The organism is Mycobacterium angelicum, from assembly GCF_002086155.1.
Lineage (GTDB): Bacteria > Actinomycetota > Actinomycetes > Mycobacteriales > Mycobacteriaceae > Mycobacterium > Mycobacterium angelicum.
In genome coordinates this window covers 37154-62374 of sequence record NZ_MVHE01000018.1, presented here as the reverse complement: position 1 = coordinate 62374, position 25221 = coordinate 37154, and the positions used below count along the sequence as shown (strand labels likewise).

The window sequence follows — 25221 nt, the reverse complement described above, 5'->3', positions numbered from 1 at the left end:
CACACAGTGAACGATCGTACTCCTAGCTCACGTTCGCAGCGCTCCGGGCGGGACCGTTCCCGCAACACGCCATCGCGCGAGGAGCGCAAGGAAGCCACCCGGCGCGCGATCATCGCTGCCGCGCTCAAGCTGCTCAACGACCGCAGCTTCAGCGGTTTGAGCCTGCGGGAGGTGACCCGTGAGGCTGGGATCGTGCCGGCGGCGTTCTACCGGCACTTCGAGTCGATGGAAGCTCTGGGGCTGGTTCTGATCGACGAGTCATTTCGCACGCTGCGCGACACATTGCGAGGTGCGCGGGCCGGCAAGCTGGACCCCAACCGGGTGATCGAGTCGTCGGTGGAGATCCTGGTCGGCAGCGTCGCCGAACGACGCGAGCACTGGCGGCTGATCGGCCGGGAACGCTCCAGCGGCGTGACGGTACTGCGCTATGCCATCCGCACCGAGATTCGGTTGATCACCTCCGAGTTGGCCACCGACCTGGCTCGCTTCCCCGGACTGAACGCCTGGAGCACCGAAGACCTGAATGTCCTGGCGACGCTTTTCGTCAACGCGATGATCGTGATCGCCGAGGCCATCGAAGACGCCCAGAGCGCCGAGGCGCTAGAGGAGATCAGGCGGATCGCCGTCAAGCAGTTGCGGATGATCGCAATCGGCGTCGCCGGCTGGAAAAGCAAACCCTGATCGCTACGCCGGTACGGCGTCGGTCTCCCGTTCCCAGGCGCGGTGCTTGGCCAAGGCGGCGGCGAAGCTTTCCATGAACTCCTCGGAAAGGTCGTCGACAGCCGCAGCGGTCGAGACAACGCCTTTGGCCACAACGACATTCGTGTCGTCGGCAAGCTGCTCATCCACGCCCGCCTTGCGCAGCAGGTCGACACCCGCGCCGAAGGCCCCCACCGCCTTGAGGTGCTTGTAGGCCTCGGTGATGAAGTGCATGGCATAGCCATCGGCGCCAAGTGTTGCCACCGAATCCGGTCCGCATGGCACCACCACGGCGTCGTAGAGCACCGACGACATCGTGGTGATCGCGCGGTCCACAGGCAGTTCGCCGCCGGATCCGCCGGCCAGAGTGCCGCCCGCCTTCGGGGCCAGCACTTCGGCTATGGCGCCGCGTTGGCGCATCGCGTCGATGAACCGCTGGGTGCCGACCACATCGACACCGTCGGCGGCCAGCACGGCGATCTTGCGCGACTCGATGCTGTCGGTCGCGGTGTTCAGTTGCGAAAGTGCCGGGGATTCGGGCAATTTGTCGTCGACGGGCTGCTCGTCGGGTGCGGGCAACCCCAGTTCGCCGGCCACCTGAACCGCTAGATCGTGGTCGACGAGGTTCAGTTGATCGACTACGCGGGAACGGATTTCGGGCACTTCCACCTTGCCCAGCTCGAAAGCGTATGCGGCGACGATGTGTTTGGCCTCCACCGGCGACATGCTCTTCCAGAACATCCGGGCCTGGCTGTAGTGATCCTGGAAGCTCTCGGCGCGCTGGCGGATCTTGTGGCCGTCGACCTTCTCGGTGTAATGCCGGAAGACGTCCTCGTCGGCCAGGGCGGGGCAGCCGCCGCCGATCGTATTCTTGAAATAGCTGGATCTGCCTTGCGGAATGGCGAATTGGCCGTAGCCGTCGTGCTGGTTGGTGTGCACGTCGGCCACCGGCCGATTGACTGGGAGTTGGGCGAAGTTCGGTCCGCCCAGCCGGATCAGCTGAGTGTCGAGGTAGGAGAAATTGCGGAATTGCAGTAGCGGGTCGTTGGTGAAGTCGATGCCGGGCACCACGTTGGCGGTGTGGAAGGCCACCTGCTCGGTTTCGGCGAAGAAGTTGTCCGGGTTGCGGTTGAGCACCATCTTGCCGACCGGGCGCACCGGAACCTGTTCCTCGGGAATGATTTTCGTGGCGTCGAGCAGATCGAACTCGAAGTTGAACTCATCGCTTTCCGGAACCAGTTGCACTCCCAGCTCCCATTCGGGGTACTGGCCGGCTTCAATGGCTTCCCAGAGGTCGCGCCGGTTGAAGTCGGGGTCTTTGCCGGCGACCTTCTGACATTCGTCCCAGACAAGTGAGTGCACACCCAGGCGGGGCTTCCAGTGAAACTTCACGAAGGTGCCGGTGCCTTCGGCATTGACTAGACGGAACGTGTGCACGCCGAAGCCCTGCATCATCCGGTAGCTGCGCGGCAAGGCGCGATCTGACATCAACCACATGATCGTGTGCAGCGTCTCCGGCTGCAGCGAAACGAAATCCCACAGCGTGTCGTGCGCCGACTGCGCCTGCGGAATTTCGTTGTGCGGCTCGGGTTTAACCGCGTGGACGAGGTCGGGAAACTTGATGCCGTCCTGGATGAAGAAGACGGGGAAGTTGTTGCCGACCAAATCGTAGTTGCCGTGGGCCGTATAGAACTTGGTGGCGAAACCGCGTACGTCGCGCACGGTGTCGGCCGATCCTCGCGAACCGGCGACAGTGGAGAACCGAACGAAGACCGGGGTCTGTTGACCCGGCGTGGTCAGGAACTTCGCGGCGGTGTATTCGGCAAGGGAATCGTCATAGGGCTCGAAGTATCCGTAGGCGCCCGCGCCGCGGGCATGTACCACTCGTTCGGGGATGCGTTCGTGGTCGAAGTGGGTGATCTTCTCGCGGGCGTGGAAGTCTTCGAGCAATGTCGGGCCGCGTTGGCCGGCCGACAGGGCGTCGTCGGTGTGGTCGACGCGGACACCCTGTTGAGTGGTCAGGTAGCCGGATTCTCGGTTCACCCGGTACTCGTCGAGTTGTTGCTGCTTCGGATTTCGATCTTCGGCTGCCATTTCGTCCTCCTCCTTCGGCCCTCATTCATCAACGACGTCGAACAGCGATTCCCCGTCCTCGGGGGCGTCTTCGATCTGGCCGCGATGCGCGCGCCCAGACGTGGACTCAATCGGGTCGCCAGCCGGAACCCCGTGTTGGGTTTCCTCGGGTTCCTCGGCGGCGAGCCGGCGATCGAGGGATTCTCCTTCACGCGCTTCCCGCGCGGTCATGCCAAACTTGTCGGCTTCGCTCCAGCCCTCTGGGGGATCGACGACGATGTCACCGTCGTCATTGCGCACCTCGTCGGAGTCGCTGGACTCGCTGGGGTTCAACGTATCGCCTGGGCCGCCTTCTTCGGGCAAGTCAGCGGGATCGACCAGATCACCAGTAGCCATCAGCCACGGTTGCCCGCGGGATTGGACAGCTAAACCCTGGCCGTGTCGGTTACCGCGGTTGGCGCCACATCGGCCACATCGACGGCCCGCCGTCGGGCAGTACGATCTCGCCGGTCACGTCGAAGCCGAACCGTTGGTAATACGGCACATTTTCGGGCTTCGTCGACTCCAGGTAGGCAGGGGCGTGTTCGGCGTCCACGCGGTCCAGGCGCGAGCGAAGCAAGGCCTGACCGAAGCCTTTGCCCCGCACGTTCGGGTCGCTGCCGATGGCAGCGAGGTACCAGTGCGGTTCTTCGGGATGCGCCCGCTTCATCAGCTCCTGCACGCTGCGCGCCGCCGCCGTCTGCAGGCCGAACACCCGCAGAAACGCCGGCGTCTGCGCAAGCTGCGACCAGCGCGATTCCTGCCATTTCCCGGGCGGATCCCACAGTGCCGCCGCGCCGATGGCAGGCCCGTCGCACGCCACTTCTACGCCGCCGCCGCCCAGATGGTGGTGGCGAGTGATGGTCGCGAACAAACGGCGCAGATGCGCGAGCCGGGTGCTGTCGTCGGGAAGTATCCACATCATCACGAGGTCGTCGTAGAACGCGCGGCCCATGGTTCGTGACAGTTCGCGGACATCTGCTTTGTGTGCGGGGCGCGCCTGCGGTCTCACACAGGAGAGGCTAGTGGCGATCGCGAGGCCGGCGCAGCCGGGCGAAGCGGGTCGCCACCATCATGCGAGTGGCGATCGCGAGGCCGGCGCAGCCGGGCGGAACGTATGGGATCGTGCGCGCCGGGTACTAACGCCCGGTGACCGGCATCTCGCGGCGAGCACTCGGCCGTATTGCGGCAGGAATCGGCGCGGTCACCGCTGCCGGATCATCCGGCGCATGCACGAACGAGCCGGGAATGGGTGCTCGCCAATTGGACCGTCGGCACCGACCCGGCAACCCATATCAGCGCGATACAAGCGGTGCTGGACACCGGCGCCGTCCCCTTCGTGCACTTCACGCAGGACGACCCGCTTATCGCCATCGAGTATTACCGCACAAATGTTTTACCCAAGTTAGCCTGATCAATCCGAATCTGCTTTCAACACAACGTCTTTGGACTAAGACGTTTCTGGACACACGACGCGGCCGGGCTTGCTGACCGGGGCGCGCAGGGGCAAGACTGGAAAACCATGGACCCATCAGCTCCGGACGGCAGGCACCAGCTGGCGTTGCGCATGGCCCAGCTGGCCCGCGCAATAGCCGCACCCCGAAAACTTGAGCAGGTCCTTTCCGACGTGACGGCCGCGGCGGTGGAGCTCATACCGGGCGCCGACGTCGCGGGAGTGCTGCTGGTACGCAAGGGCGGACAGTTCGAATCGCTGGCAGACACCGACAGCTTGGCCGAGCAGCTGGACGCCCTGCAGCACGAATTCAACGAAGGACCCTGCGCCGAGGCGGCTCTACAGACAACGGTTGTCCGGTCCGACGATCTGCGTAGCGAGCGGCGCTGGCCGCAATATGCACCGGCCGCCGTCGAATTGGGCGTCCTGAGCAGCCTCTCGTTCAAGCTGTACACCGCTGACCGTACGGCAGGTGCGCTCAACCTGTTCGGTTTGCAGCCCAACGTGTGGGACACCGACGCCGAAACCGTTGGCGCTGTGCTGGCAGCGCATGCCGCCGCGGCGATCATGGCCGGACGCCACGGCGAACAAATGGAGTCGGCGCTGGCCAGTAGGGACCGCATCGGTCAGGCCAAGGGCATCATCATGGAGCGCTACGGCGTCGACGAGGTCCGCGCCTTCGACATGATGCGGGCGCTGTCGCAGGAGAGCCAGAACAAGCTCGTCGACGTCGCGCAACGGGTGATAGACACCCGCGGCAACGAGAACTGAATCGCAACTACGATGGTGTGACTCCATCCACAGGGATTCACGATGCCGGTGCAACGGTGCGCCGGGGAACGGTTGCCGAGAAGTGTGGGACTTCGAAACTGATCCGGAATATCAGGCGAAGCTGGACTGGGTCGAGAAATTCATGGTCGACGAACTCGAACCGCTCGATTTGGTCGCCCTTGATCCGTACGACAAGAAGAACGCCGAGATGATGGCGATCCTGCGGCCGTTGCAGCAACAGGTGAAGGACCAGGGACTGTGGGCCGCACACCTGCGTCCCGATCTCGGTGGGCAGGGCTTCGGGCAGGTCAAGCTGGCCCTGCTCAACGAGATCCTGGGACGGTCGCGGTGGGCGCCCTCTGTTTTCGGCTGTCAGGCGCCCGACTCGGGCAACGCCGAGATCTTGGCGCTGTTCGGCACCGCCGAGCAGAAGGCCCGCTATCTGCAGCCGCTGCTCGACGGCGAAATCACCTCGTGCTATTCGATGACCGAACCGCAGGGCGGTTCGGACCCCGGTTTGTTCGTGACGGCCGCGACGCGCGACGGGGATGACTGGATCATCAACGGGGAGAAGTGGTTTTCCACCAACGCCAAGAACGCGTCGTTCTTCATCGTCATGGCGGTCACCAACCCCGACGTGCACACCTACGAGAAAATGTCACTGTTCATCGTCCCGGGAGAGACACCGGGGATCGAGATCGTGCGCAATGTCGGGGTGGGCGCCGAGTCATCCAAGCACGCCAGCCACGGCTATGTGCGCTACAACGACGTCCGGGTGCCGGCCGATCATGTGCTCGGCGGCGAGGGCCAGGCGTTCATGATCGCGCAAACGCGCCTCGGCGGCGGCCGGATACACCATGCGATGCGCACGATCGCCCTGGCGCGCAGAGCATTTGACATGATGTGTGAGCGCGCGGTGTCGCGGCAGACCAGGCACGGGCGGTTGTCCGACTTTCAAATGACGCAGGAGAAGGTCGCCGACAGCTGGATCCAGATCGAGCAGTTCCGGTTGCTGGTGCTGCGCACCGCGTGGCTGATCGACAAGCATCACGACTACCAGAAGGTGCGCCGCGACATTGCCGCGGTGAAAGTCGCTATGCCGCAAGTGCTTCACGATGTGGTGCAGCGGGCCATGCACCTGCATGGCGCCCTCGGCGTCTCCGACGAGATGCCGTTCGTCAAGATGATGGTCGCCGCCGAATCACTGGGCATCGCCGACGGTGCCACCGAACTGCACAAGATGACGGTCGCTCGTCGGACATTGCGTGAATACCAGCCGGTGACTACGCCTTTCCCGTCTCAGCACATACCGACCCGACGGGCCGACGCCGAGGCGCGGCTAGCCGAACGCCTCGAGCACGCGATTGCCGAATTCTGATCGCTGTAGCTCCGCGACACGTAAACCAGGCACACGACACGCCGAAAAGTACAGCCCTGGTTTATATCTCGCGGCCGCGAACCCGACCCCTCACGTGATGTAGCGAACGACGCTTTCCGCCACACAAGCCGGCTTGGCCGACCCTTCCACCTCGACGGTGGTCGCCACGATCGCCTGCACCGCACCGTTGCCGACGTCTTCGACGCTCACCAACGAACTCTGCGCGCGCACCCGGGATCCCACCGGAACCGGAGCGGGAAAGCGAACCTTGTTGAGCCCGTAGTTGATTGCCAGCTTGATGCCCTTGACGGTGTACATGTCATGCTGCAGCCGCGGCAACAGCGACAATGTCATGAAGCCGTGGGCGATGGTGGTGCCGAACGGACCCTTGGCCGCTCGTTCCGGGTCGACGTGAATCCATTGGTGATCGCCCGTCGCATCGGCGAACAGATTGACGTCCTCCTGCGTGATGGTCACCCAGTCGCTCTGCCCGATGGTCTCGCCCGCGGCGGCCGCGAGGTCGGCAACTGACTCGAAGGTGCGCATAAGTCTCTCCTCTGCTAGTCGGAGGTGAGCTGCTGCGACCCGCTACGCGGCTCTTGCACTCACCTCTGTGCCCGATCGAGGGTATGCATAGAACTTATGCGGCTGCTGCTGATCGCCGACACCCACGTCCCCAAACGCGCCCGCGACCTGCCCGCCCAAGTATGGGACGAGGTCAGCGAGGCCGACGTTGTCATCCACGCCGGCGACTGGGTGTCAGCGCACCTGCTCGACGAACTCGAAGCCAAAGCGCACAGGCTGGTGGCGTGCTGGGGAAACAACGACGGCCCGCAGCTGCGTGACCGACTGCCCGAACGCGCCGATGTGACACTTGAGCACCTGCGCTTCACCGTGGTCCATGAGACGGGTCCAACCACGGGCCGGGACAAACGCATGTCGCGCCTTTACCCGGACACTGACGTGCTGGTATTCGGCCACAGCCACATCCCCTGGGACACGACCACCGAAACTGGCCTGCGGCTACTCAACCCGGGTTCACCCACCGATCGCCGCAAACAGCCTTTCTGCAGCTATATGACCGCGATCGTCGACGACAGCGCGCTCACCAAGGTGACCCTCCATCGCCTCACAAAGTAGCTCGCGTATAGCCCGCACATAGCGGGTACACACATTTAGCTCGTATACAGAGGTATCTATGGAGACAATCAAGTCCCGCACTGACGTGGTCACCGAGGTGTTCCGCGTCGTCGGCAGATTCCGTCGGCAACTCCGCCGGTCGGCGGGCCGGGGATTCGAGTCCGTGCAGCTCAGCGAGTCGCAGGCCGAGCTGCTGTGGCTGGTCGGCCGAGAGCCGGGAATCTCCGTCAGCGCCGCCGCCGCGGAACTCGGACTGGTGGCCAACACCGCCTCCACCCTGGTTTCCCGGCTGGTATCCAACGGGTTGCTGGTCCGGACCGCCGGTGAGACGGACCGCCGGGTCGGCCGGCTGCGGCTGGCCGAACCCGCCCAACAGATCGCCGACGCGTCTCGGGCCGCGCGGCGAGCGCTGATGTCAGAGCTGCTAACCCAGCTTGACAGCGATCAAATCGAGGCTCTCACAAGGGGATTGGAGGTCCTTGACACGATGACTCGACTATTGCAGGAGCGCCGATCGTGAACGTGCCGACGGCCATCGACTGCCGGAACCTGACCTACCGCTACGGCGAGTTCACGGCTGTCGACGACGTGACGCTACAGGTGCAGCCCGGCGAGACGATGGGGCTGCTCGGCCCCAACGGCGCCGGCAAGACGACGGTGGTCCGGGTGTTGACCACGTTGACGCCGATCCAGCAGGGGGAATTGCGCATCTTCGGGCTGGACGCACGTCGCCAGAGCGTGGACATCAGAAGCAATATCGGCTATGTGCCGCAGCAACTTTCGATCGAGACGGCGTTGACCGGCCGGCAGAACGTGGAGTGGTTCGCGCGGTTGTACGGCGTGGCGCGCGCCGAACGTAAAGAGCGCGTCGATCAGGCACTGGCCGCCATGGAGTTGCTCGAGGTGGCCGACAAGCTGGCGACGACCTATTCCGGTGGCATGGTTCGCCGGCTGGAGGTGGCCCAGGCCCTGGTGAATCGTCCGTCGCTGCTGGTGCTCGACGAACCGACCGTGGGGCTCGATCCCATCGCCCGCGACGGCGTTTGGACCCAAGTGCAGAAGATGCAGGCGGAGTTCGGCATGACCGTGCTGCTGACCACCCACTACATGGAAGAAGCCGACGCGCTGTGTGATCGGGTTGCCCTGATGCATAAAGGCGCCTTGCAGGCGGTAGGCAGCCCGGACGAGCTGAAGGCCCGAATCTCCAAGGTATCGCCGGCCGCCACCCTCGAGGATGTGTTCCGCCACTACGCGGCGTCGGGCCTGACCACCGAAGAGCCGACCGACATCCGCGAAATCCGTTCCACCAGAAGGGTTGCCCGCAATGTCGGTTGACCGGACCATCAGGCCAGTGGAAGTCAACCTGGTCCGCGCCCCACGCGGATCGCAGCGCATCACCGCGGCAGCAACCCGCATCGGGGCGTTCGCGATCGTCGAGCTGCAGAAGCTGCGGCACGACCGGACCGAACTCGTCATGCGGATGGTGCAGCCAGCGCTGTGGCTGTTGATCTTCGGCACCACGTTCAGCCACTTGCACGTCATCGACACCGGATCGGTGTCGTATCTGGCGTTCCTGGCGCCCGGGATCATCGCGCAATCGGCGCTGTTCATCTCGATCTTCTACGGCATCCAGATCATCTGGGACCGCGACGCCGGCATTCTCGCCAAACTCATGGTCACCCCGGCACCAGCGGCGGCACTGGTCGCGGGTAAGTCGTTTGCGGCCGGGGTGCGCTCGGTGGCCCAGGTCGTCGGCGTGCTGGCGCTGGCCTACTTGATGGGCGTCGGTCTGACCGTCAATCCGTTGCGGATTTTGGCGGCGATGATCGTCGTCATGCTCGGCGCGGCCTTCTTTGCCTGCCTGTCGATGACGCTGGCCGGGCTGGTGCGCAACCGCGACCGGCTGATGGGGATCGGACAAGCCATCATGATGCCGTTGTTCTTCGCCTCCAATGCGCTTTATCCGGTCGAGGTGATGCCCACCTGGTTGCGCCTGCTCAGCAGGATCAACCCGCTCAGTTATGAAGTCGACATATTGCGGGCGCTTTTCATCGGTGCTCCATTTCATCCGATTGCGCTGGTGGTGTTAGCGGCAGCACCGGTGCTCGGAATCGCCACGGCATCAACGGTTTTGCGCCGTCTCGTGTTCTAGTCGTTATCGGCGTGTGACGAATCCGGCTCGACTCCCAATCGTTAGCTAACCGCGACGTCGGCTTGCGGCCGTGACAAAAGAATTGCGCCCTCGCGCTGTGTTTCACTCCCCCCAGAACGGATTCGACCGTAGTGCGGCAGATCAAAGTTGGGATGGGTTTGGGATGGGCAAAGCTATGTCGTTCTGGAAAGAGATGCGGAGGTTGCGTTGCGCGGCAGCCACGGCGCCGCGCCGGCTGGCTATCGCGGCGGTAGGCGCTGCCCTGTTGACTGGGCTGGTCTGCGCCGTTGGCGGCTCAGCTACCGCGGGGGCGTTCTCCCGCCCGGGTCTGCCCGTGGAATACCTTCAGGTGCCGTCTCCTTCGATGGGCCGCAACATCAAGGTGCAATTCCAGGGCGGCGGACCGCACGCGGTCTACCTGCTCGACGGGTTGCGGGCCCAGGACGACTTCAGCGGTTGGGACATCAACACCCCGGCCTTCGAGGAGTACTACCAGTCCGGTCTGTCGGTGATCATGCCCGTGGGCGGTCAGTCCAGTTTCTACAGCGACTGGTACCAGCCGTCGCAGGGCAATGGCCAGGGCTACACCTACAAGTGGGAAAGCTTCCTGACCCGGGAGATGCCCGCCTGGCTGCAGGCCAACAAGGGCGTCTCGCCGACGGGCAATGCGGCCGTTGGACTTTCGATGTCGGGTGGCTCCGCGTTGGTCATGGCCGCCTACTACCCGCAGCAGTTCCCGTACGCGGCGTCGCTGTCCGGCTTCCTCAACCCGTCCGAGGGCTGGTGGCCGACGCTGATCGGCCTCGCGATGAACGACTCGGGCGGCTACAACGCCAACAGCATGTGGGGCCCGTCCACCGACCCGGCCTGGAAGCGCAACGACCCGATGGTGCAGATTCCCCGCCTGGTGGCCAACAACACCCGAATCTGGGTCTACTGCGGTAACGGCACACCTAGCGACCTCGGCGGCGACAACATGCCGGCGAAGTTCCTGGAAGGCCTGACACTGCGCACCAACCAAAGCTTCCAGAACAACTACGCGGCAGCGGGTGGACGCAACGGGGTGTTCAACTTCCCGAACAACGGCACCCACTCATGGGCCTACTGGAACCAGCAGTTGACCGCCATGAAGCCCGACATGCTGCGGGTGCTCAGCGCGGTCAACCCGCCGGCTCCGGCAGCACCGGCCGCACCGGGAGCTTCGCTGGTGCCGGTGGTTCCCGGGACTCCCGCAACCTGAGTCACAACCCGAAGCCGCATCGGCAGCAGCGCAACGGCCAGCGCTGCTGCCGATGTTTTTCCTAGATGTTTTTGAATAAGCGCTACCTCAGCAAACCGCGGCGATCGGCGTGCAGATACGTGTAGCCCGTCGTCACCGCGCAGACGATCGCCGCCACCGCCAGCATCTGGGAACCGCTGACCACCAGGCTGATCGCGCCGCCGGCGACGGCACCCAGCGTGAAACTGGCATACAGCAGAAAGTAACCCAGCCAGTCCTCAATCCGGCCCCCGGCGATGTGGCGCTCGATGCCCTGGCCCATCTTGACCAGCGTGCCGGTGACATAACTCAACGGGACCGAAACCTCGCCGTCCTTGACGAACGATGTGTTCAGCGAGCCGATACCGAAGACCACGAACAGAATCGGCACGAAGTCGAGCAGACTCTCCTCCCAGCCGCCGACGACGATGTCCAGCGCAGTGGCGAAGACCAAGCAGAACGTGGTCAACACGGTCGGGCCGTGCGGATGCGCCACCCAGAAGTGCCGCCGGCATACCGAGGCCACGACCACACCGGCCAGAAAGCACAGAATGAGCAGCGATGCGGTGATGGACAACCACACGTCGTCGCGGAAGACGCCCAGCACCGCGCGCTGCGCGTTGCCGGTCATGAAGGTTACGAAGTATCCAGCGGAGTGGGTGAATGCGGTAGCCCCCAGCACGCCGGCCAGCCCGGCCAGTACCCAGGACAACCGCGCCTCACTGTCGTAGATCTCTTTTTGCACACGAGCATGCTTCCAGAGTCCCGCCGCAGTTGCCGAATCAAACGGCGGTCAGGCGGGCGATCGAGCGCAGCGGAATCGGCAACCAGGTGGGCCGGTGCCGGGACTCATAACCCGTCTCGTACACCGCCTTGTCCAGTTCGTATGCGGCCAGCAGCGACATCGAATCGCGCGGGTCGGTTCCGGAGGCGGCCGCATAGCCGTCACAGAACGCGGTGCGATTGCGCTCCACCCATTCGCGGGCGCGCGCGGCGCGTTGCTTGTCGGCCGCGTGGTCGACCAGCGGCCCGTAGGCGGCGTACTCGAAGGAGCGCAACACTCCCGCAACGTCGCGCAACGGCGAATCGAGCGCCCGCCGCTCGTCCAGGGGCTGGCCCGGCTCACCTTCGAAATCGATCAGCAGCCAGCTTTCCGGTGTGCGCAACACCTGTCCCAGATGCAGATCTCCGTGTACCCGCTGCACGGTGATCGTTTCGTGGGCCAGCTTGGCGAACCGTTCCTCGATCGTGGCTGCGTACTGTTCCAGATCGGGCACCGCGGCAATCGCCGACGACAGCCGCGCGAGCACATGGTCGACCGGAAACTCGGCCTGTTCGGTGCCCAGCGCCTCGGCCAGCGCGGCGTGCACCGACGCGACGGCTTCGCCCAGTCGGTAGGACTCTCCGGCGAAGTCACCACCCACCTCGTGGGCGTACAGATCACCTTCGGCGAACAGGTCGCGAACGCTGGTCGTGGCCATCGCCCAGCCTTCGGCCGCATTGGCGGCATACGCGGTGGCCATCCCCAGCGGCCACGCCGCGTCCGAGCCCAAATCGATCTCGTAGGTGCCCAGCAGTCGGGCCACGTGCGGGTTACCCGCGCGACCGAGCACCCGGTTCAGCTCGATATCGGGATTGATACCGGGACTGACCCGGCGGAACACCTTGAAGATGGCCGCCGGCGGTCGGTCGAAGATGACGCTGGTGTTGCTCTGCTCGGCGTCCATCACCCGCGGATATGCGTCCAGCGGTAGCTCGACGCCGGGCTCCTTGATGAAGGTGACCTCCGTGCCGGAGGAACCGCGAGTCGCCGACGAATCGATCAGCGACAGCAAAAACTGCGGGGCCGACGGCCCGTAGAGCGCGTCGAAGGCGGTGTGGTCGTCGGCGGCACCGATGGTGGCCAGCGTGCTGTACTCGGAGACGGGCTCGGAATCCCACCCGACGATCACCTGGTAGCGCTCCGAGAAGCCATCGGTGTAGCCGACGTCGACCAGCACCAGCTCCAGGTCGTCGCGCAACGCCACGACCACGGCCGGCTCGGCGGTGGACAGTTCACGATTGCGTCCGGCATACCAACGTTGCTGCGGAAGCCAATCCGACCACGGCAGCTTGGCTGAGAGGCTCATGCGATTTCCTCCGATGCGGACAACTGGAACCAATAGAACCCGTGTCCTGGAAGTGTCAGGAGATAGGGCAGGTGCCCAATCCGCGGAAACTCGACCTGCCCGGTCAGCTCGACGGGCGTGTAGCTGTTCCACTGCTGCAGGTTCAGCTCGATGGGTTGCGGGAAGCGCGACAGGTTGTTCACGCACAACACCACGTCACCGTCGCCCCCGTCTTCCCCCCGTGCTTCGCGCACGTAGGCCAAGACCGACGGGTTCGACCCGCCCAGCTCCTGGAATGTCCCGACGGCGAAGGCGTCGTGGCGGCGGCGCACCGCGAGCATGGTGCGGGTCCAGTTGAGCAGCGAGTTCGAGGTGTCGCGTTGTGCCTCGACATTGACCGCCTGGTAGCCGTAGACGGGATCCTGGCTGGCCGGCAGGTACAGCCGGCCTGGATTGGCCGCAGAGAATCCGGCGTTGCGGTCCGGCGTCCACTGCATCGGTGTCCGCACACCGTCGCGGTCACCGAGCCAGATGACATCGCCCATGCCGATCTCGTCGCCGTAATAGAGCACCGGCGAGCCGGGCAGCGACAGTAACAGCGCGTTGAACAACCGGATCTGGTTGAAGTCGTTTTCCAGCAGCGGCGCCAATCTGCGGCGGATGCCGACATTGGCCTTCATCCGCGGGTCCTTGGCGTACTCGGAATACATATAGTCACGTTCTTCGTCGGTGACCATTTCCAGCGTCAACTCGTCGTGGTTGCGCAGGAAGATGCCCCACTGAGCCATGTCGGGGATCGGCGGCGTCTGCGCCAGGATCTCCGAGATCGGGAACCGCGACTCGCGCCGCACCGCCATGAAGATGCGCGGCATCAGGGGGAAGTGGAAGGCCATGTGGCATTCGTCGCCGCCGGTACTGGCGTCGCCGAAGTACTCGACCACGTCGGCGGGCCACTGATTGGCCTCGGCCAGCAGCACCCGGCCCGGATACTCGTCGTCGACCACCTTGCGGACCCGCTTGAGGAAGGCGTGCGTCTCGGGCAGGTTCTCGCAGTTGGTGCCCTCCCGCTCGAACAGGTAGGGCACCGCGTCCAGGCGAAACCCGTCGATGCCGAGGTCCAGCCAGAAGCGCAGGACATCGATCATCGCCTCTTGCACCAGCGGGTTGTCGTAGTTCAGGTCGGGCTGATGGGAGAAGAACCGGTGCCAGTAGAACTGTCGCCGGACCGGATCGAACGTCCAGTTGGACTCTTCGGTGTCCACGAAGATGATCCGGGCATCGGTGTACTTCTGGCTGGTGTCGCTCCACACGTAGTAGTCCCCGTAGGGGCCGTCGGGGTCGTGGCGCGACTCCTGGAACCACGGGTGGGACTCGGAGGTGTGATTCATCACCAGGTCGGTGATGACCCGGATGCCGCGCCGGTGCGCCGCGTCGACAAGTGCGACGAAGTCGTCGACAGTGCCGAATTCGGGCAGCACCTTGTAGAAGTCACGAATGTCGTAGCCGCCGTCGCGCAGCGGCGAGTCGTAGAACGGCGGCAGCCAGATGCAGTCGATACCGAGCCATTGCAGGTAATCCAGGCGCTCGATGAGTCCGCGCAGATCCCCCGAACCGTCGGCGCTGGCGTCGAAGAACGCGCGGACCAGCACCTCGTAGAACACCGCGTGTTTGAACCAGGTCGGATCCGCGGGCAGGATGGCCGCGTTGCCGAAGTCTTTGGCTGTCGGATGCTCGACAACACCGCCTTCGACGTGGCTGCCCGCTGCGGGATGGTGGGCTGGATCTTGCCTTGCGGCGTCTCCCGTATCGCTCATCAATTCCACGCTGCCATGGGTACCCGACGCATGTCTCTAGGAATCACTTCCGCAAACAAACTGCGAATCATGGCTGACACCAAGATATTTGGCTGGCCAATCGCATCGCCCGCACTGCGGTTAGGCCGGTGGCCCCTCCGCCAGGGTGACGTTTTCGGTACGCGCGGCACCCGACTTGGATTGCCAGGTCACCGAGATGGTGTCCCCCGGGTGATGCGGGTTGAGGGCATCCGACATCGCCGTGGCCGAGTTGATCGCGGCGCCGTCGATTGCCGTGATGATGTCGCCGTTGGAGATCCCGACCGAGGCGGCCGGAGCGTTGCCGACCACACGTGCGACCTTCGCGCCGTTGCCGCCGTTGTCAACGACGCCCAGGCCGAGGAAGGCCGTCGGCCCGATGTGCACGGTGGGCGACCCGCCGCCGGACCGGATCTGGTTGGCGATGTTGATTGCCTGACCGATCGGGATGGCGAAGCCCGTCCCGCCTTGTGACATCTGGAAGTTGTCGGAAGCGGCCGTGTTGATGCCGACCACCTGTCCGGCGTTGTTGACCACCGGCCCGCCCGAGTCGCCCGGCGCGATTGCGGCGTCCACCTGGATCAGGCCGCTCAGCGACTCCTCGGCGCCGGTCAGGGCGTCGGATGCCTGCACGGTTTGGCCCAGCGCGACCACCTTGCCGGCCACCGCGCGCGGGGTTCCGCCCTGCCCGCCGGTGTTGCCCAGCGCCACGATCGGCTCGCCGACATTGACCCCGCCGCCGATTGCGGCCGTCGGGAGACCACCCGCACCGCGTAGCTGCAGCACCGCGATGTCTTGCGTGCGGTCGTAGCCCACCACGTCCACGCCGTAGGTTCGGCCGTCGCCGACGCTGAACGCGGTGATGTCGGTGGCGCCGGAGATGACGTGGTTATTGGTCAGCACGACGCCATTGGGATCGATGACGATGCCGGTGCCGGCACCTACCGCATTGTTGTAGCCGAGTTTGGTGTTGATGTTGACCACCTGCGGGCCGACCTGCGCCACCGCGGCTACCGGGTCGAGCGGGACCATGGGGAAGTCTTTGAACGGTGCGGCCTGAGCCGGCACCGGCGGGGCGGCGAGGTCAAATCCGCAGCCCAACCCGAGCACCGCTATGACGGCGATTAACCATGACCACCTGGGTGAGCGGGGGCGCGATTTGCTCATCCGTAACCTCCTGCATTCGGGGTAAGCGTCGGAATTGTCCCAGCCCTGGGGCCCGGGCGGCATAACTTGTATCTACCTCACCGTAGTCCAGATAGCTATGGGCGTGCCCAGGACGGCGTGATGGGATGAGTGAGATGGTGACTCACGTCACCGACCATGTCGATCAGGGTGAGGTCGCGATACGCATAGCGCCACCGCCCGCCGACCAGCTCGAATCGGTCGTGGTAGCGGCCGGTGACGATCGTTTGTAGCGGAAACCCGTCGGTTTGCTGCAGCACGGTGTAGTAGCTGCGGCACTCCGCGGAACCGGTGTCGGCGTCGACTTCGATGATCGGATTCGTGACCACGTGCTTGGTGCGGGGCGTTCCGTCCGGATAGCGCACGATCAGCGACTGCCAGATGCCCAGCAGCGCGGATGCGTCGACGGTGTCGCCGGCACCGATCTTGATACGGGCATGCTCGAACAGCCCGGCGGCACCCTGCAGGTCGCCATTGTCGATACATTCGGCATAGCGATAGAGAAGATTGGCGATCTGAGTCTGCGCCGACATGAGGTAAAGGTAGCGCCGTGACCGAATTCGACCCAACGGTCAGGTTCGCGCAGGCACCGGTGGCACGGCTGGCCACCAGCACACCCGACGGCATCCCACACCTGGTGCCGGTCGTGTTCGCCGTCGACCAAGACGATCAGGACATCATCTACACGGCGGTCGACGCCAAACCCAAGACCACGCAGCGACTGCGCCGGCTGGCCAACATCGAAAGCAATCCCAACATCAGCATGCTCGTCGATCACTACGCCGATGACTGGACGCAGTTGTGGTGGGTTCGGGTCGACGGCCTGGCGACGATTCATCGCGAGGGCGCGCCGATGCACACCGGGTATCGGCTGTTGCGCGCCAAATATGCCCAGTACCAATCGGTTTCGTTGGACGGTCCGGTAATCGTCATCGCGGCGCGGCGCTGGTCGGGCTGGCACGGCTGATCAGCCGGCCCTTGTGCTGGACGGCGGTTGGGGGAAAAGTTGCACCAGGGGAGCCCGCCGCATGATTGCCGGAGAACTGGAGGAACGTCATGGCCGACAGAGCAGGTACTTCCCAGGGGGTCGGAGCCGCTCCCACCGCCGACGGGCCGGAGGCCATCCGCAACGTTGTTCTGGTGGGACCGTCCGGGGGCGGCAAGACCACCCTCGTCGAGGCCCTGCTCGTCGCCGCCGGGGTGTTGACCAGACCGGGTTCGGTGGTGGACGGCACCACTGTATGCGATTTCGACGAAGCCGAGATTCGCCAACAGCGCTCGGTCGGGGTTGCGGTGGCCTCCCTGGCGCACGACGGCATCAAGGTCAACCTCGTCGACACCCCGGGCTACGCCGACTTCGTGGGCGAGCTGCGGGCCGGACTGCGCGCCGCCGATTGCGCGCTGTTCGTGATCGCGGCGAACGAGGGTGTCGACCAGCCGACCAAGTCGCTGTGGCAGGAATGCAGCCAGGTCGGCATGCCCCGAGCCGTAGTGATCACCAAGCTCGACCACGCCCGCGCGAACTACGCGGAGGCATTGGCCGCCGCACAGGAAGCCTTCGGCGACAAGGTTTTACCGCTCTACCTGCCCACCGGTGATGGGCTGATCGGACTGCTGTCACAAACCCGCTACGCCTACGCCAGCGGCGAGCGGACCGAAAGCTCCCCTGACTCCTCGGACGCCGACCGGATCGAGGAAGCCCGCGGCAGCCTGATCGAAGGGATCATCGAAGAGTCCGAAGACGAGTCGTTGATGGAGCGCTACCTCGGCGGCGAGGCAATCGACGAATCGGTACTGATCGACGACCTGGAGAAGGCCGTCGCCCGCGCCTCGTTCTTCCCGGTGATTCCGGTATGCAGCAGCACCGGCGTCGGAACGCTGGAACTGCTGGAGGTCGCGACCCGCGGATTTCCCTCACCGATGGAACACCCTCTGCCCGAGGTCTTTACGCCGCAAGGCGCGACGCATGAGGAGCTGGCCTGCGACGTCGGCGCCCCCTTGCTTGCCGAGGTGGTCAAGACGACGTCGGACCCCTACGTCGGCCGGGTCAGCCTGGTCCGCGTTTTCTCCGGAACCATCAAGCCTGACGCGACCGTCCATGTGTCGGGTCACTTCTCGTCGTTTTTCGGCGACGGCAGCACCGATGGCGCCACCCACTCCCACCCCGACCACGACGAGGACGAACGCATCGGAGTCCTGTCGTTCCCGCTCGGCAAGCAGCAACGCCCGGCCGGGGCCGTGGTAGCCGGCGATATCTGCGCGATCGGCAAGCTCAGCCGCGCGGAAACCGGCGACACGTTGTCCGACAAGTCCGAGCCGCTGGTGCTCAGACCCTGGACCATGCCCGAGCCGCTGCTGCCGGTCGCCATTCAGGCGCACGCCAAGACCGACGAGGACAAGCTGTCGGTTGGCTTGGGCCGGTTGGCCGCCGAAGACCCGACGCTGCGGATCGAGCAGAACCAGGAGACCCACCAGATCGTGCTGTGGTGCATGGGCGAGGCCCATGCCGGCGTGGTGCTCGACGCGCTTGCCAACCGGTACGGCGTCACGGTGGACACTGTCGAGTTGCGCGTGCCGTTGCGAGAGACGTTGCGCGGCAAGGCAAAAGGGCATGGCCGGCACGTCAAGCAGTCCGGCGGACACGGCCAGTACGCGGTGTGCGACATCGAGGTGGAGCCGCTGCCGGAGGGCAGCGGGTTCGAGTTCCTCGACAAGGTCGTCGGCGGAGCCGTTCCGCGGCAGTTCATTCCGAGCGTGGAGAAGGGCGTACGCGCGCAGATGGAGAAGGGCGTGCACGCCGGGTACCCGGTGGTGGACATCAGGGTCACGCTGCTCGACGGAAAGGCGCACAGCGTCGACTCCTCGGACTTCGCGTTTCAGATGGCGGGTTCGCTGGCATTGCGGGAGGCCGCGGCGGCGACGAAAGTCGTGCTGCTCGAACCGATCGACGAGATTTCGGTAATGGTGCCCGACGACTTCGTCGGCGCGGTCATGGGCGACCTATCCGGTCGCCGCGGCAGGGTGCTGGGCACCGATACCGCAGGCAACGAACGCACGGTGGTCAAGGCCGAGGTGCCGCAGGTCGAGTTGACCAGGTACGCAATCGATTTGCGCTCGCTGGCGCACGGGGCCGCATCCTTCACGCGTTCGTTCGCGCGCTATGAACCGATGCCGGAGTCGGCGGCGGCCAAGGTCCAGACCACCGCGTAAGAATCCATGTCGACGATCGACGGCCTTCCGGCCCACATCCTGTTCAATCATTTCGTCGTAGTGCTGGGACCATTGACCGCGATCCTGGCGATCCTGTGCGCGGTGTGGCCCGCGGCGCGCAGCCGGCTCATCTGGCTGGTTCTGGTGCTGAGCGCGGTGACGCTGATCGTGACCCCGCTGACAACGAGCTCGGGTGAATGGCTGGCCGGGAAGGTCGGCAATTCGCCCGCCATCCACACGCATGCCGAACTCGGCGACACCGTAATCTACTGCGTGGCAGCGCTGGTGGTCACCGTGACCGCGCTGGCCGCCGTCCAGCTGCGGCAGGTGCGCGGGCGTGCCGTGAAATCCGCTGTGCACCTGGTGGTCGTCGTCCTCGTCATCGCGGCTTCGGCGGTCACGCTGGTGCAGACCTACCGCGTCGGGGAGACGGGTGCCCGGGCCGCCTGGGGCTCGGGGGCCTCGCAGTAAGCGCTACTTGCCACCGAACTGTTGAGCCACCGCGCGGCGGTCGAGTGAGCCCTTCGGGGTGTGCGGCAACTCGGCCGTGATCTCAAAGCTGTCCGGAATCTCGTAGGGCGCCAACCGTTCCCGGCAGAACTCGGTGAGCTCCTCGGGGGTCGGCGCGGTGCCGCGGGACACCAGAGCGGCGGCGACTGCCTCACCGTAGATCCGGTGCGCAATCCCGAAAACGGCCGCCTCCATGACGTTTGGATGGGTAGCCAGGATCCCCTCGACGCGTTCTGGGGAGATCTTCTCGCCGCCACGGTTGATCAGTTCCTTGATCCGGCCGCGGATGCTGAGGCCGGCCGACGACACCGACCCGAGATCACCGGTGCGCAACCAACCGTCGGTGAAGTTCGCGGCGGTGATCTTCGGGTCACCCAGGTAACCGCGCACCACGGTGTCGCCCCGCAGCCACACTTCGCCGACCTCACCGTCCGGCAACGGCGCGCCGTCGGGACCGGCGATCCGGATTTCGGGTCCCGTCGAAGGGCCAACCAAACCCGTTGATTCGGCCGGGTTTTCGTCTTGGTCGAGGCCGGTGCTGCACACCTGGTGAGTGGACTCGGTCATGCCGAAGGCGCACAACACCGGCGCGGAAAACTCGGCTTGCAGCGCCTGCGCGGTTTCGGGGGTAAGCGGTGCGCTGCAGCTGCGGATGAAACGCAGTGCGGCCTTCTTGCCCGCAGACGATTCGGCAGCGGCCCGCTCCAGCAGGATCTGGTGGATCGTCGGGACCGCGGTGTACCAGGTGGCACCGACCGCCTCGATGTCGTCCCAGAAGGTATGCGCCGAGAACCGGCCGCGAGCGGGCAGCAACACCTCGCCGCCCGAAGCCAGGCTGGACAGCAACGCAGCGACCAGCCCGTGCCCGTGATAGAGCGGCATCACGGCGACCGTGGCGTCCCGCGGGCCCAACCGGTACCCGGCGACGATGGCCCGCACGGACGCGGCGAGGTTGCCGTGGGTCCACGGCACCATCTTGGGCAGCCCGGTGGTGCCGCCGGTGAACATGATCATGGCGTCGTCTGGGTGCAGGCCCTCGGGCGCGGTCACTTCCGCCTTCAGTCCAGCGCCGGCGTCCAGGCTGACCGACGGGGCACCGCCGTCGCTGTCGAAGCTCACTGCGATTGGCCACCAGTGGACCGACGGCTCTGCCTTGTCTCCGGGACCGGTGCCGTCGGTGAGCACCGCCCGGGCTCCCACCGCCTCGCTGCGGGCACGTTGGTCGCTGATCGGCAATGCCGGATCGAGCGGGACCGCGATCAGGTCCGCCCGCGACGCCGCCAACAGCCCGACGACAAATTCGGCGGTGCTGGCCGTGCGCAGCCCCACCCGATCACCGGGCATCAAGCCGGCCCGCGTCAGCTGTCCGGCCAGCTCATCGACCAAGCCCAGCAACCGCTGGTAGGTGATGGCGATCCGGTCGGCGGTGACGATGAGCGCGGGGGCCTGCGGCAGGCGCGTCGCGGCCACGGTCACCAGATCGGCGATGCGCGGACTCGACGATGTCGGGGTCCGTTCGGCGACGGCAGCACCGGTGGTGATCGAGTCAGATGTCATAGGTAGCACCATGCCGTCAACCGGCCCGGCTCGTCCAATACTGATCCGCTACCGCTCGATAGCTAATGGCTATCGACGCGAGAACAGGGCCGTTGAGCACGGTCGATAGACACCGTGAATCGTCGTATAGCGACCCGGTCTTGGACACCGAATGGCCACCGGATAACAGTGGTGAGCAACAAGCACAGACCAGCACGTGAGGAGTCGCCACATGACCACGTCGTCGGGACTGACGGACGGCTTCCACCTGGTGGTGGACGCGCTCAAGGCCAACGATGTCGAAACCATCTACGGGCTCGTCGGTATCCCGATCACCGATCTGGCGCGCACCGCACAGGCCGAGGGGATTCGCTACATCGGTTTCCGGCATGAGACCTCGGCCGGCAATGCGGCCGCGGCGGCGGGCTTTCTCACCGGGCGGCCCGGCGTGTGCCTGACCACGTCGGGCCCGGGTTTTCTCAACGGCCTGCCCGCACTGGCCAATGCCACCGCCAACTGCTTTCCGATGATCCAGATATCCGGCTCGAGCCAGCGCCCGATCGTCGACCTGCAGCGCGGCGATTACCAGGACCTGGACCAGCTCAACGCGTCGCGGCCGTTCGTGAAGGCGGCCTACCGGATTAGCCGCGTGGAAGACATCGGGCGCGGCATCGCCCGGGCGTTTCGCACCGCGGTCTCGGGCCGCCCGGGCGGTGTCTATCTCGACATCCCCGGCGAGGTGTTGGGCCAGGCGATGGAAGCCAAGGCGGCCGCGGACAGCGTCTGGCGCCTCGTCGACCCGGCTCCCCGCCAGCTGCCGGCACCGGATGCGGTGGACCGCGCACTGGATGTCCTCGCCCACGCCCAGCGTCCGCTGATCGTGCTCGGCAAGGGCGCCGCATATGCGCAGGCGGACAACGTGATTCAGGAGTTTATCGAGACCACCGGCATTCCGTTCCTGCCGATGTCGATGGCCAAGGGGCTGCTCCCGGACTCGCATCCGCAGTCGGTGGCCGCGGCCCGGTCGCTGGCGATCGCCCGGGCCGATGCGGTCCTGTTGGTCGGTGCCCGGCTGAATTGGCTACTGGGCCACGGTGATTCGCCGCAATGGTCATCCGAGGCCAAGTTCATCCAGGTCGACATCGCGGCGTCGGAATTCGACAGCAACCAACCGATCGCGGCCCCATTGACCGGGGACATCGGTTCGGTGCTCGCAGCACTGCTGGACGGCCTGGGCACCCATCACATCGCCACTCCCACCGCGTGGACACGCGAACTCGCCGATCGCAGGGTCCGCAACGACGCCAAGATGCGCGAGCGGCTGGCCGAGGACCCGCACCCGATGCGGTTCTACAACGCCCTTCGGGCGATTAACACCGTGCTGCAGCGTAATCCGGACACCTATGTCGTCAACGAAGGCGCTAACGCGCTGGATCTGGCCCGCAACGTCATCGACATGCAGCTGCCGCGCCACCGCCTTGACACCGGAACGTGGGGCGTGATGGGCATCGGGATGGGCTACTCCATCGCAGCTGCCGTCGAAACCGGACGACCGGTCGTCGCGATCGAGGGCGACAGCGCATTCGGCTTCAGCGGCATGGAAATCGAAACCATCTGCCGCTACGGGCTGCCGGTCACGGTCCTCGTCCTCAACAACGGTGGCGTGTACCGGGGAGACGAGATCCCGGCTGGTGCCGGCACCTCCGGGAAAGACCCGGCGCCCACCGTGCTCAATGCTCAGGCGCGCCATGAGCTGCTCGCAGAGGCCTTCGGCGGCAAGGGATATCACGTGAGCACCCCGGCCGAGCTGGAATCGGCGCTCACCGAGGCGCTGGCGTCCAATGGTCCGGCGATCATCGACTGTGAACTCGACCCGGCCGCCGGGGTGGAAAGCGGACACCTGGCGAGCCTCAACCCCACCAGCGCAGCCAAGGGTTAACGCCGCTGGGTGATGCTTTGCAGCTGCGCGTCGAAGAATTCGTTCAACTTCAGCGATTGCGCGGATGCGCTCAGCGCGCGAGCCACCGGAGATCCGGGCCCGGCAGCGTTTGTGGCAAGGGCGATTTGGGCTTTGAGGGCCGGCTCGACCAGTTCGACGGCACGCACCTCGCGGCCGACCGGCCCCGTCATCGGCATCGTCCACAGCCAGGTGTGCGGAACGATGCACGCCGAGTTTCCGGTGGCGACCTGAGCGAATAGCGAAGCGACGGAATCGGTTTCGACCCGCGGGCGCACCGTGATGTCGTGGTCGGCGAAGGCCGCATCGATGACCTGGCGATCCTGCATGTCCGGCGTGAGCAATGCCAGCGGCAGCTGCGCGGCATCCGTCCATCCCAGCGACGATGCACCGGGCGGCAACATGTCCGCCGGCGCCAGCAGCACGTAGTGCTCTTCGTAGAGCGGCACCAGGTCCACTTCGCTGTATACGGGCGTGGCATGCACGATCACGGCATCGAGCTCGAACTCGCGCAGCCGCCGGTAGAGCTCGGTGCTGGCCAGCCGGGAAGTGATCTGCACCTTCGCCAGCGGGTGCGCCGAGCAGAACCCGGACAGCACCAGTGACGCCGTCGTGGACGCCGTCGGCACGGCGCCCAGCCGAAGTGTTCCGGTGATGCCGGATTGCACCGCGTGCACCTCTGCCTTGAACGCGTCGTGCTCGGCAAGAATCCGCTTGGCCCACACCACCAACCGCTCCCCCTCGGGAGTCAGACCCTCGAAGCTGTGCCCACGGTTGATCAGCGTGACGTTGAGTTCGCGCTCGAGTTTGGCGATCGCCGACGACAAGGCGGGTTGCGACACGTAGCACTTCTCGGCGGCCCGGGCGAAGTGGCGCTCCTGCGCAACGGCCACGAAGTACTCCAGCTGGCGGAAGAGCATCCGCGCGCCTCCTGGTCGTTCTCGTCGGGCAGCGATCTCGCTGAGGCTAACGCGTCGGCACCGGACCGGCAACGACTTGGATTGCCCGCACTTCGGGCCTCCGAGCTAAGCGGAACCGTCGGCCAGAATTGTTTGCTACAACCCGCAATGGGTAGACAGCCACTAGAATGCGGTTGTGTCGATCACGCCATCTCGAAGGGTCAACGCCATGCGTCGAGCGGTTCGTTATCTATTCGTTATGGTTGCGATCACGGCAATGGCCGTGGCGGTCTCGGGTAATCCCGCTACCGGCGCGGTTCCGGTCCCAACCCCCACTCCCGGCGTTGCCTCGATTTTGCCGGCCGACGGTGCGGTGGTGGGCGTGGCACACCCGGTGGTCGTGACGTTCACCGCGCCGGTGACCAATCGCCATGCCGCAGAACGGACCATCCGGGTCATCTCACCGGCCGACATGACCGGACACTTCGAGTGGGTCAACAGCAACGTCGTGCAATGGGTTCCAGACCACTACTGGCCCGCGCACAGCCACGTTTCAGTAGGCGTCCAGGAACTGACGGAGGGCTTCGACACCGGCGACGAACTGCTCGGTGTCGCCAGCATCTCCGCGCACACCTTCACCGTCAGCCGCAACGGAGAGGTGCTGCGTACCATGCCCGCTTCGATGGGCAAGCCCAGTCGTCCCACGCCGATCGGGAATTTCACCGCGCTGTCGAAAGAACGCACGGTCGTGATGGACTCGCGGACCATCGGCATCCCGCTGAACTCCTCCGACGGCTACCTGATCACCGCCTCCTATGCGGTTCGGGTCACCTGGAGCGGTGTCTACGTGCACTCGGCACCGTGGTCGGTGAACTCGCAGGGGTACGCCAATGTCAGTCACGGGTGCATCAACCTGAGCCCGGACAACGCGGCGTGGTATTTCAATACCGTCAACGTCGGCGATCCGATCGAGGTCGTCGGCTAGCGTTCGCCGGCGCTATCGGCAATTGTGGCGACGGTC

24 protein-coding genes and 1 pseudogene are annotated in these 25221 nt (G+C 65.3%); 14 read left to right on the top strand and 11 right to left on the bottom strand.

The window, feature by feature from the left end; translation table 11 throughout:
* The first annotated feature begins 6 nt into the window (after nucleotides 1–6).
* Nucleotides 7–681, top strand: coding sequence for a TetR family transcriptional regulator (locus BST12_RS13770; protein WP_083113685.1), 675 nt, complete (start codon nucleotides 7–9; stop codon nucleotides 679–681).
* A gap of 3 nt (nucleotides 682–684) precedes the next feature.
* Here BST12_RS13770 and BST12_RS13765 read toward each other — a convergent pair whose 3' ends face one another.
* Genes BST12_RS13765 through BST12_RS13755 form a run of 3 tightly spaced genes read right to left on the bottom strand, consistent with a single transcriptional unit; the run spans nucleotide 685 to nucleotide 3823 of the window.
* On the bottom strand, nucleotides 685–2793 hold the full coding sequence (locus BST12_RS13765) for a catalase (protein ID WP_083113684.1): 2109 nt from the start codon (nucleotides 2791–2793) through the stop codon (nucleotides 685–687).
* Between the two features lie 21 nt (nucleotides 2794–2814).
* Nucleotides 2815–3168 (bottom strand): hypothetical protein, encoded by a 354-nt coding sequence (locus BST12_RS13760; RefSeq protein ID WP_083113683.1) that lies wholly within the window; start codon nucleotides 3166–3168, stop codon nucleotides 2815–2817.
* 49 nt (nucleotides 3169–3217) lie between these two features.
* Nucleotides 3218–3823, bottom strand: coding sequence for a GNAT family N-acetyltransferase (locus BST12_RS13755; protein ID WP_083113682.1), 606 nt, complete (start codon nucleotides 3821–3823; stop codon nucleotides 3218–3220).
* A 234-nt stretch (nucleotides 3824–4057) separates the two neighbouring features.
* Between BST12_RS13755 and BST12_RS13750 the strand changes: the two are divergent.
* The 3 genes and pseudogenes from BST12_RS13750 to BST12_RS13740 all read left to right on the top strand — a co-directional run.
* Nucleotides 4058–4225 (top strand): annotated as a pseudogene (locus BST12_RS13750) (F420-dependent hydroxymycolic acid dehydrogenase); the annotation flags it as partial.
* Nucleotides 4226–4333: 108 nt separating this feature from the next.
* Nucleotides 4334–5035 (top strand): GAF and ANTAR domain-containing protein, encoded by a 702-nt coding sequence (locus tag BST12_RS13745; protein WP_083113680.1) that lies wholly within the window; start codon nucleotides 4334–4336, stop codon nucleotides 5033–5035.
* A gap of 82 nt (nucleotides 5036–5117) precedes the next feature.
* Complete coding sequence (locus BST12_RS13740; RefSeq protein ID WP_083113679.1) at nucleotides 5118–6413, top strand: acyl-CoA dehydrogenase family protein; 1296 nt, start codon at nucleotides 5118–5120, stop codon at nucleotides 6411–6413.
* A 90-nt stretch (nucleotides 6414–6503) separates the two neighbouring features.
* Here BST12_RS13740 and BST12_RS13735 read toward each other — a convergent pair whose 3' ends face one another.
* A complete protein-coding gene (locus tag BST12_RS13735) occupies nucleotides 6504–6959 on the bottom strand; it encodes a MaoC family dehydratase (protein WP_083113678.1) in 456 nt (151 codons plus the stop codon).
* A 96-nt stretch (nucleotides 6960–7055) separates the two neighbouring features.
* Here BST12_RS13735 and BST12_RS13730 point away from each other — a divergent pair, with 96 nt between their 5' ends.
* The 5 genes from BST12_RS13730 to ag85C all read left to right on the top strand — a co-directional run bounded on the left by BST12_RS13730 (nucleotide 7056) and on the right by ag85C (nucleotide 10945).
* Nucleotides 7056–7553, top strand: a complete 498-nt coding sequence (locus BST12_RS13730; protein ID WP_083113677.1) for a metallophosphoesterase family protein — start codon at nucleotides 7056–7058, stop codon at nucleotides 7551–7553.
* Nucleotides 7554–7611: 58 nt separating this feature from the next.
* Complete coding sequence (locus BST12_RS13725; RefSeq protein WP_083113676.1) at nucleotides 7612–8073, top strand: MarR family winged helix-turn-helix transcriptional regulator; 462 nt, start codon at nucleotides 7612–7614, stop codon at nucleotides 8071–8073.
* The gene (locus BST12_RS13720; protein ID WP_083113675.1) at nucleotides 8070–8888 is read left to right on the top strand and encodes an ATP-binding cassette domain-containing protein; all 819 of its coding nucleotides are present in this window, start codon (nucleotides 8070–8072) and stop codon (nucleotides 8886–8888) included. The genes BST12_RS13725 and BST12_RS13720 overlap by 4 nt, the downstream gene beginning before the upstream one ends.
* Entirely contained in the window at nucleotides 8878–9705 is an 828-nt protein-coding gene (locus BST12_RS13715; RefSeq protein WP_083113674.1) for an ABC transporter permease, read from the top strand. Before BST12_RS13720 ends, BST12_RS13715 begins: the two co-directional genes overlap by 11 nt.
* Nucleotides 9706–9880: 175 nt before the next feature.
* Complete coding sequence (gene ag85C, locus BST12_RS13710; RefSeq protein ID WP_083113673.1) at nucleotides 9881–10945, top strand: diacylglycerol acyltransferase/mycolyltransferase Ag85C; 1065 nt, start codon at nucleotides 9881–9883, stop codon at nucleotides 10943–10945.
* An 82-nt stretch (nucleotides 10946–11027) separates the two neighbouring features.
* On the opposite strand, the gene BST12_RS13705 is transcribed toward ag85C, so the two are convergent.
* From BST12_RS13705 to BST12_RS13685, 5 genes are all read right to left on the bottom strand, one after another.
* Nucleotides 11028–11708 (bottom strand): YoaK family protein, encoded by a 681-nt coding sequence (locus BST12_RS13705; RefSeq protein ID WP_083113672.1) that lies wholly within the window; start codon nucleotides 11706–11708, stop codon nucleotides 11028–11030.
* 37 nt (nucleotides 11709–11745) lie between these two features.
* The gene (locus BST12_RS13700) at nucleotides 11746–13092 is read right to left on the bottom strand and encodes a maltokinase N-terminal cap-like domain-containing protein (RefSeq protein ID WP_083113671.1); all 1347 of its coding nucleotides are present in this window, start codon (nucleotides 13090–13092) and stop codon (nucleotides 11746–11748) included.
* Nucleotides 13089–14885 (bottom strand): maltose alpha-D-glucosyltransferase, encoded by a 1797-nt coding sequence (gene treS, locus BST12_RS13695; RefSeq protein WP_083113708.1) that lies wholly within the window; start codon nucleotides 14883–14885, stop codon nucleotides 13089–13091. Before treS ends, BST12_RS13700 begins: the two co-directional genes overlap by 4 nt.
* 120 nt (nucleotides 14886–15005) lie before the next feature.
* Nucleotides 15006–16070, bottom strand: a complete 1065-nt coding sequence (locus BST12_RS13690; RefSeq protein ID WP_083113670.1) for a S1C family serine protease — start codon at nucleotides 16068–16070, stop codon at nucleotides 15006–15008.
* A 95-nt stretch (nucleotides 16071–16165) separates the two neighbouring features.
* A complete protein-coding gene (locus BST12_RS13685) occupies nucleotides 16166–16621 on the bottom strand; it encodes a nuclear transport factor 2 family protein (protein ID WP_083113669.1) in 456 nt (151 codons plus the stop codon).
* A 17-nt stretch (nucleotides 16622–16638) separates the two neighbouring features.
* On the opposite strand from BST12_RS13685, the gene BST12_RS13680 reads away from it, so the two are divergent.
* The 3 genes from BST12_RS13680 to BST12_RS13670 all read left to right on the top strand — a co-directional run bounded on the left by BST12_RS13680 (nucleotide 16639) and on the right by BST12_RS13670 (nucleotide 19769).
* Nucleotides 16639–17055 (top strand): TIGR03668 family PPOX class F420-dependent oxidoreductase, encoded by a 417-nt coding sequence (locus BST12_RS13680; protein ID WP_083113668.1) that lies wholly within the window; start codon nucleotides 16639–16641, stop codon nucleotides 17053–17055.
* 89 nt (nucleotides 17056–17144) lie between these two features.
* A complete protein-coding gene (locus tag BST12_RS13675) occupies nucleotides 17145–19298 on the top strand; it encodes an elongation factor G-like protein EF-G2 (RefSeq protein ID WP_083113667.1) in 2154 nt (717 codons plus the stop codon).
* A gap of 6 nt (nucleotides 19299–19304) precedes the next feature.
* The gene (locus BST12_RS13670) at nucleotides 19305–19769 is read left to right on the top strand and encodes a DUF2231 domain-containing protein (RefSeq protein ID WP_083113666.1); all 465 of its coding nucleotides are present in this window, start codon (nucleotides 19305–19307) and stop codon (nucleotides 19767–19769) included.
* Nucleotides 19770–19772: 3 nt separating this feature from the next.
* Here BST12_RS13670 and BST12_RS13665 read toward each other — a convergent pair whose 3' ends face one another.
* Nucleotides 19773–21365, bottom strand: coding sequence for a FadD7 family fatty acid--CoA ligase (locus tag BST12_RS13665; protein WP_083113665.1), 1593 nt, complete (start codon nucleotides 21363–21365; stop codon nucleotides 19773–19775).
* Between the two features lie 211 nt (nucleotides 21366–21576).
* On the opposite strand from BST12_RS13665, the gene oxc reads away from it, so the two are divergent.
* Nucleotides 21577–23283, top strand: coding sequence for an oxalyl-CoA decarboxylase (gene oxc / locus BST12_RS13660; RefSeq protein WP_083113664.1), 1707 nt, complete (start codon nucleotides 21577–21579; stop codon nucleotides 23281–23283).
* Here the strand turns inward: oxc and BST12_RS13655 are convergent.
* Nucleotides 23280–24221, bottom strand: coding sequence for a LysR family transcriptional regulator (locus tag BST12_RS13655; protein WP_083113663.1), 942 nt, complete (start codon nucleotides 24219–24221; stop codon nucleotides 23280–23282). The genes oxc and BST12_RS13655 overlap by 4 nt on opposite strands.
* A 208-nt stretch (nucleotides 24222–24429) precedes the next feature.
* Here BST12_RS13655 and BST12_RS13650 point away from each other — a divergent pair, with 208 nt between their 5' ends.
* Complete coding sequence (locus BST12_RS13650) at nucleotides 24430–25185, top strand: L,D-transpeptidase (protein WP_083113662.1); 756 nt, start codon at nucleotides 24430–24432, stop codon at nucleotides 25183–25185.
* Nucleotides 25186–25221: the final 36 nt, after the last annotated feature.

Bases quoted from the DNA above. Each gene is read 5' to 3' on its own strand.
- BST12_RS13760 (WP_083113683.1), bottom strand. From the start codon at position 3,168: ATGGCTACTGGTGATCTGGTCGATCCCGCTGACTTGCCCGAAGAAGGC.
- ag85C (WP_083113673.1), top strand. From the start codon at position 9,881: ATGTCGTTCTGGAAAGAGATGCGGAGGTTGCGTTGCGCGGCAGCCACG.
- BST12_RS13715 (WP_083113674.1), top strand. From the start codon at position 8,878: ATGTCGGTTGACCGGACCATCAGGCCAGTGGAAGTCAACCTGGTCCGC.
- BST12_RS13650 (WP_083113662.1), top strand. From the start codon at position 24,430: ATGCGTCGAGCGGTTCGTTATCTATTCGTTATGGTTGCGATCACGGCA.
- treS (WP_083113708.1), bottom strand. From the start codon at position 14,885: ATGAGCGATACGGGAGACGCCGCAAGGCAAGATCCAGCCCACCATCCC.
- BST12_RS13765 (WP_083113684.1), bottom strand. From the start codon at position 2,793: ATGGCAGCCGAAGATCGAAATCCGAAGCAGCAACAACTCGACGAGTAC.
- BST12_RS13685 (WP_083113669.1), bottom strand. From the start codon at position 16,621: ATGTCGGCGCAGACTCAGATCGCCAATCTTCTCTATCGCTATGCCGAA.
- BST12_RS13665 (WP_083113665.1), bottom strand. From the start codon at position 21,365: ATGACATCTGACTCGATCACCACCGGTGCTGCCGTCGCCGAACGGACC.
- BST12_RS13745 (WP_083113680.1), top strand. From the start codon at position 4,334: ATGGACCCATCAGCTCCGGACGGCAGGCACCAGCTGGCGTTGCGCATG.
- BST12_RS13735 (WP_083113678.1), bottom strand. From the start codon at position 6,959: ATGCGCACCTTCGAGTCAGTTGCCGACCTCGCGGCCGCCGCGGGCGAG.
- oxc (WP_083113664.1), top strand. From the start codon at position 21,577: ATGACCACGTCGTCGGGACTGACGGACGGCTTCCACCTGGTGGTGGAC.
- BST12_RS13670 (WP_083113666.1), top strand. From the start codon at position 19,305: ATGTCGACGATCGACGGCCTTCCGGCCCACATCCTGTTCAATCATTTC.
- BST12_RS13730 (WP_083113677.1), top strand. From the start codon at position 7,056: ATGCGGCTGCTGCTGATCGCCGACACCCACGTCCCCAAACGCGCCCGC.
- BST12_RS13675 (WP_083113667.1), top strand. From the start codon at position 17,145: ATGGCCGACAGAGCAGGTACTTCCCAGGGGGTCGGAGCCGCTCCCACC.
- BST12_RS13655 (WP_083113663.1), bottom strand. From the start codon at position 24,221: ATGCTCTTCCGCCAGCTGGAGTACTTCGTGGCCGTTGCGCAGGAGCGC.
- BST12_RS13700 (WP_083113671.1), bottom strand. From the start codon at position 13,092: ATGAGCCTCTCAGCCAAGCTGCCGTGGTCGGATTGGCTTCCGCAGCAA.
- BST12_RS13690 (WP_083113670.1), bottom strand. From the start codon at position 16,070: ATGAGCAAATCGCGCCCCCGCTCACCCAGGTGGTCATGGTTAATCGCC.
- BST12_RS13725 (WP_083113676.1), top strand. From the start codon at position 7,612: ATGGAGACAATCAAGTCCCGCACTGACGTGGTCACCGAGGTGTTCCGC.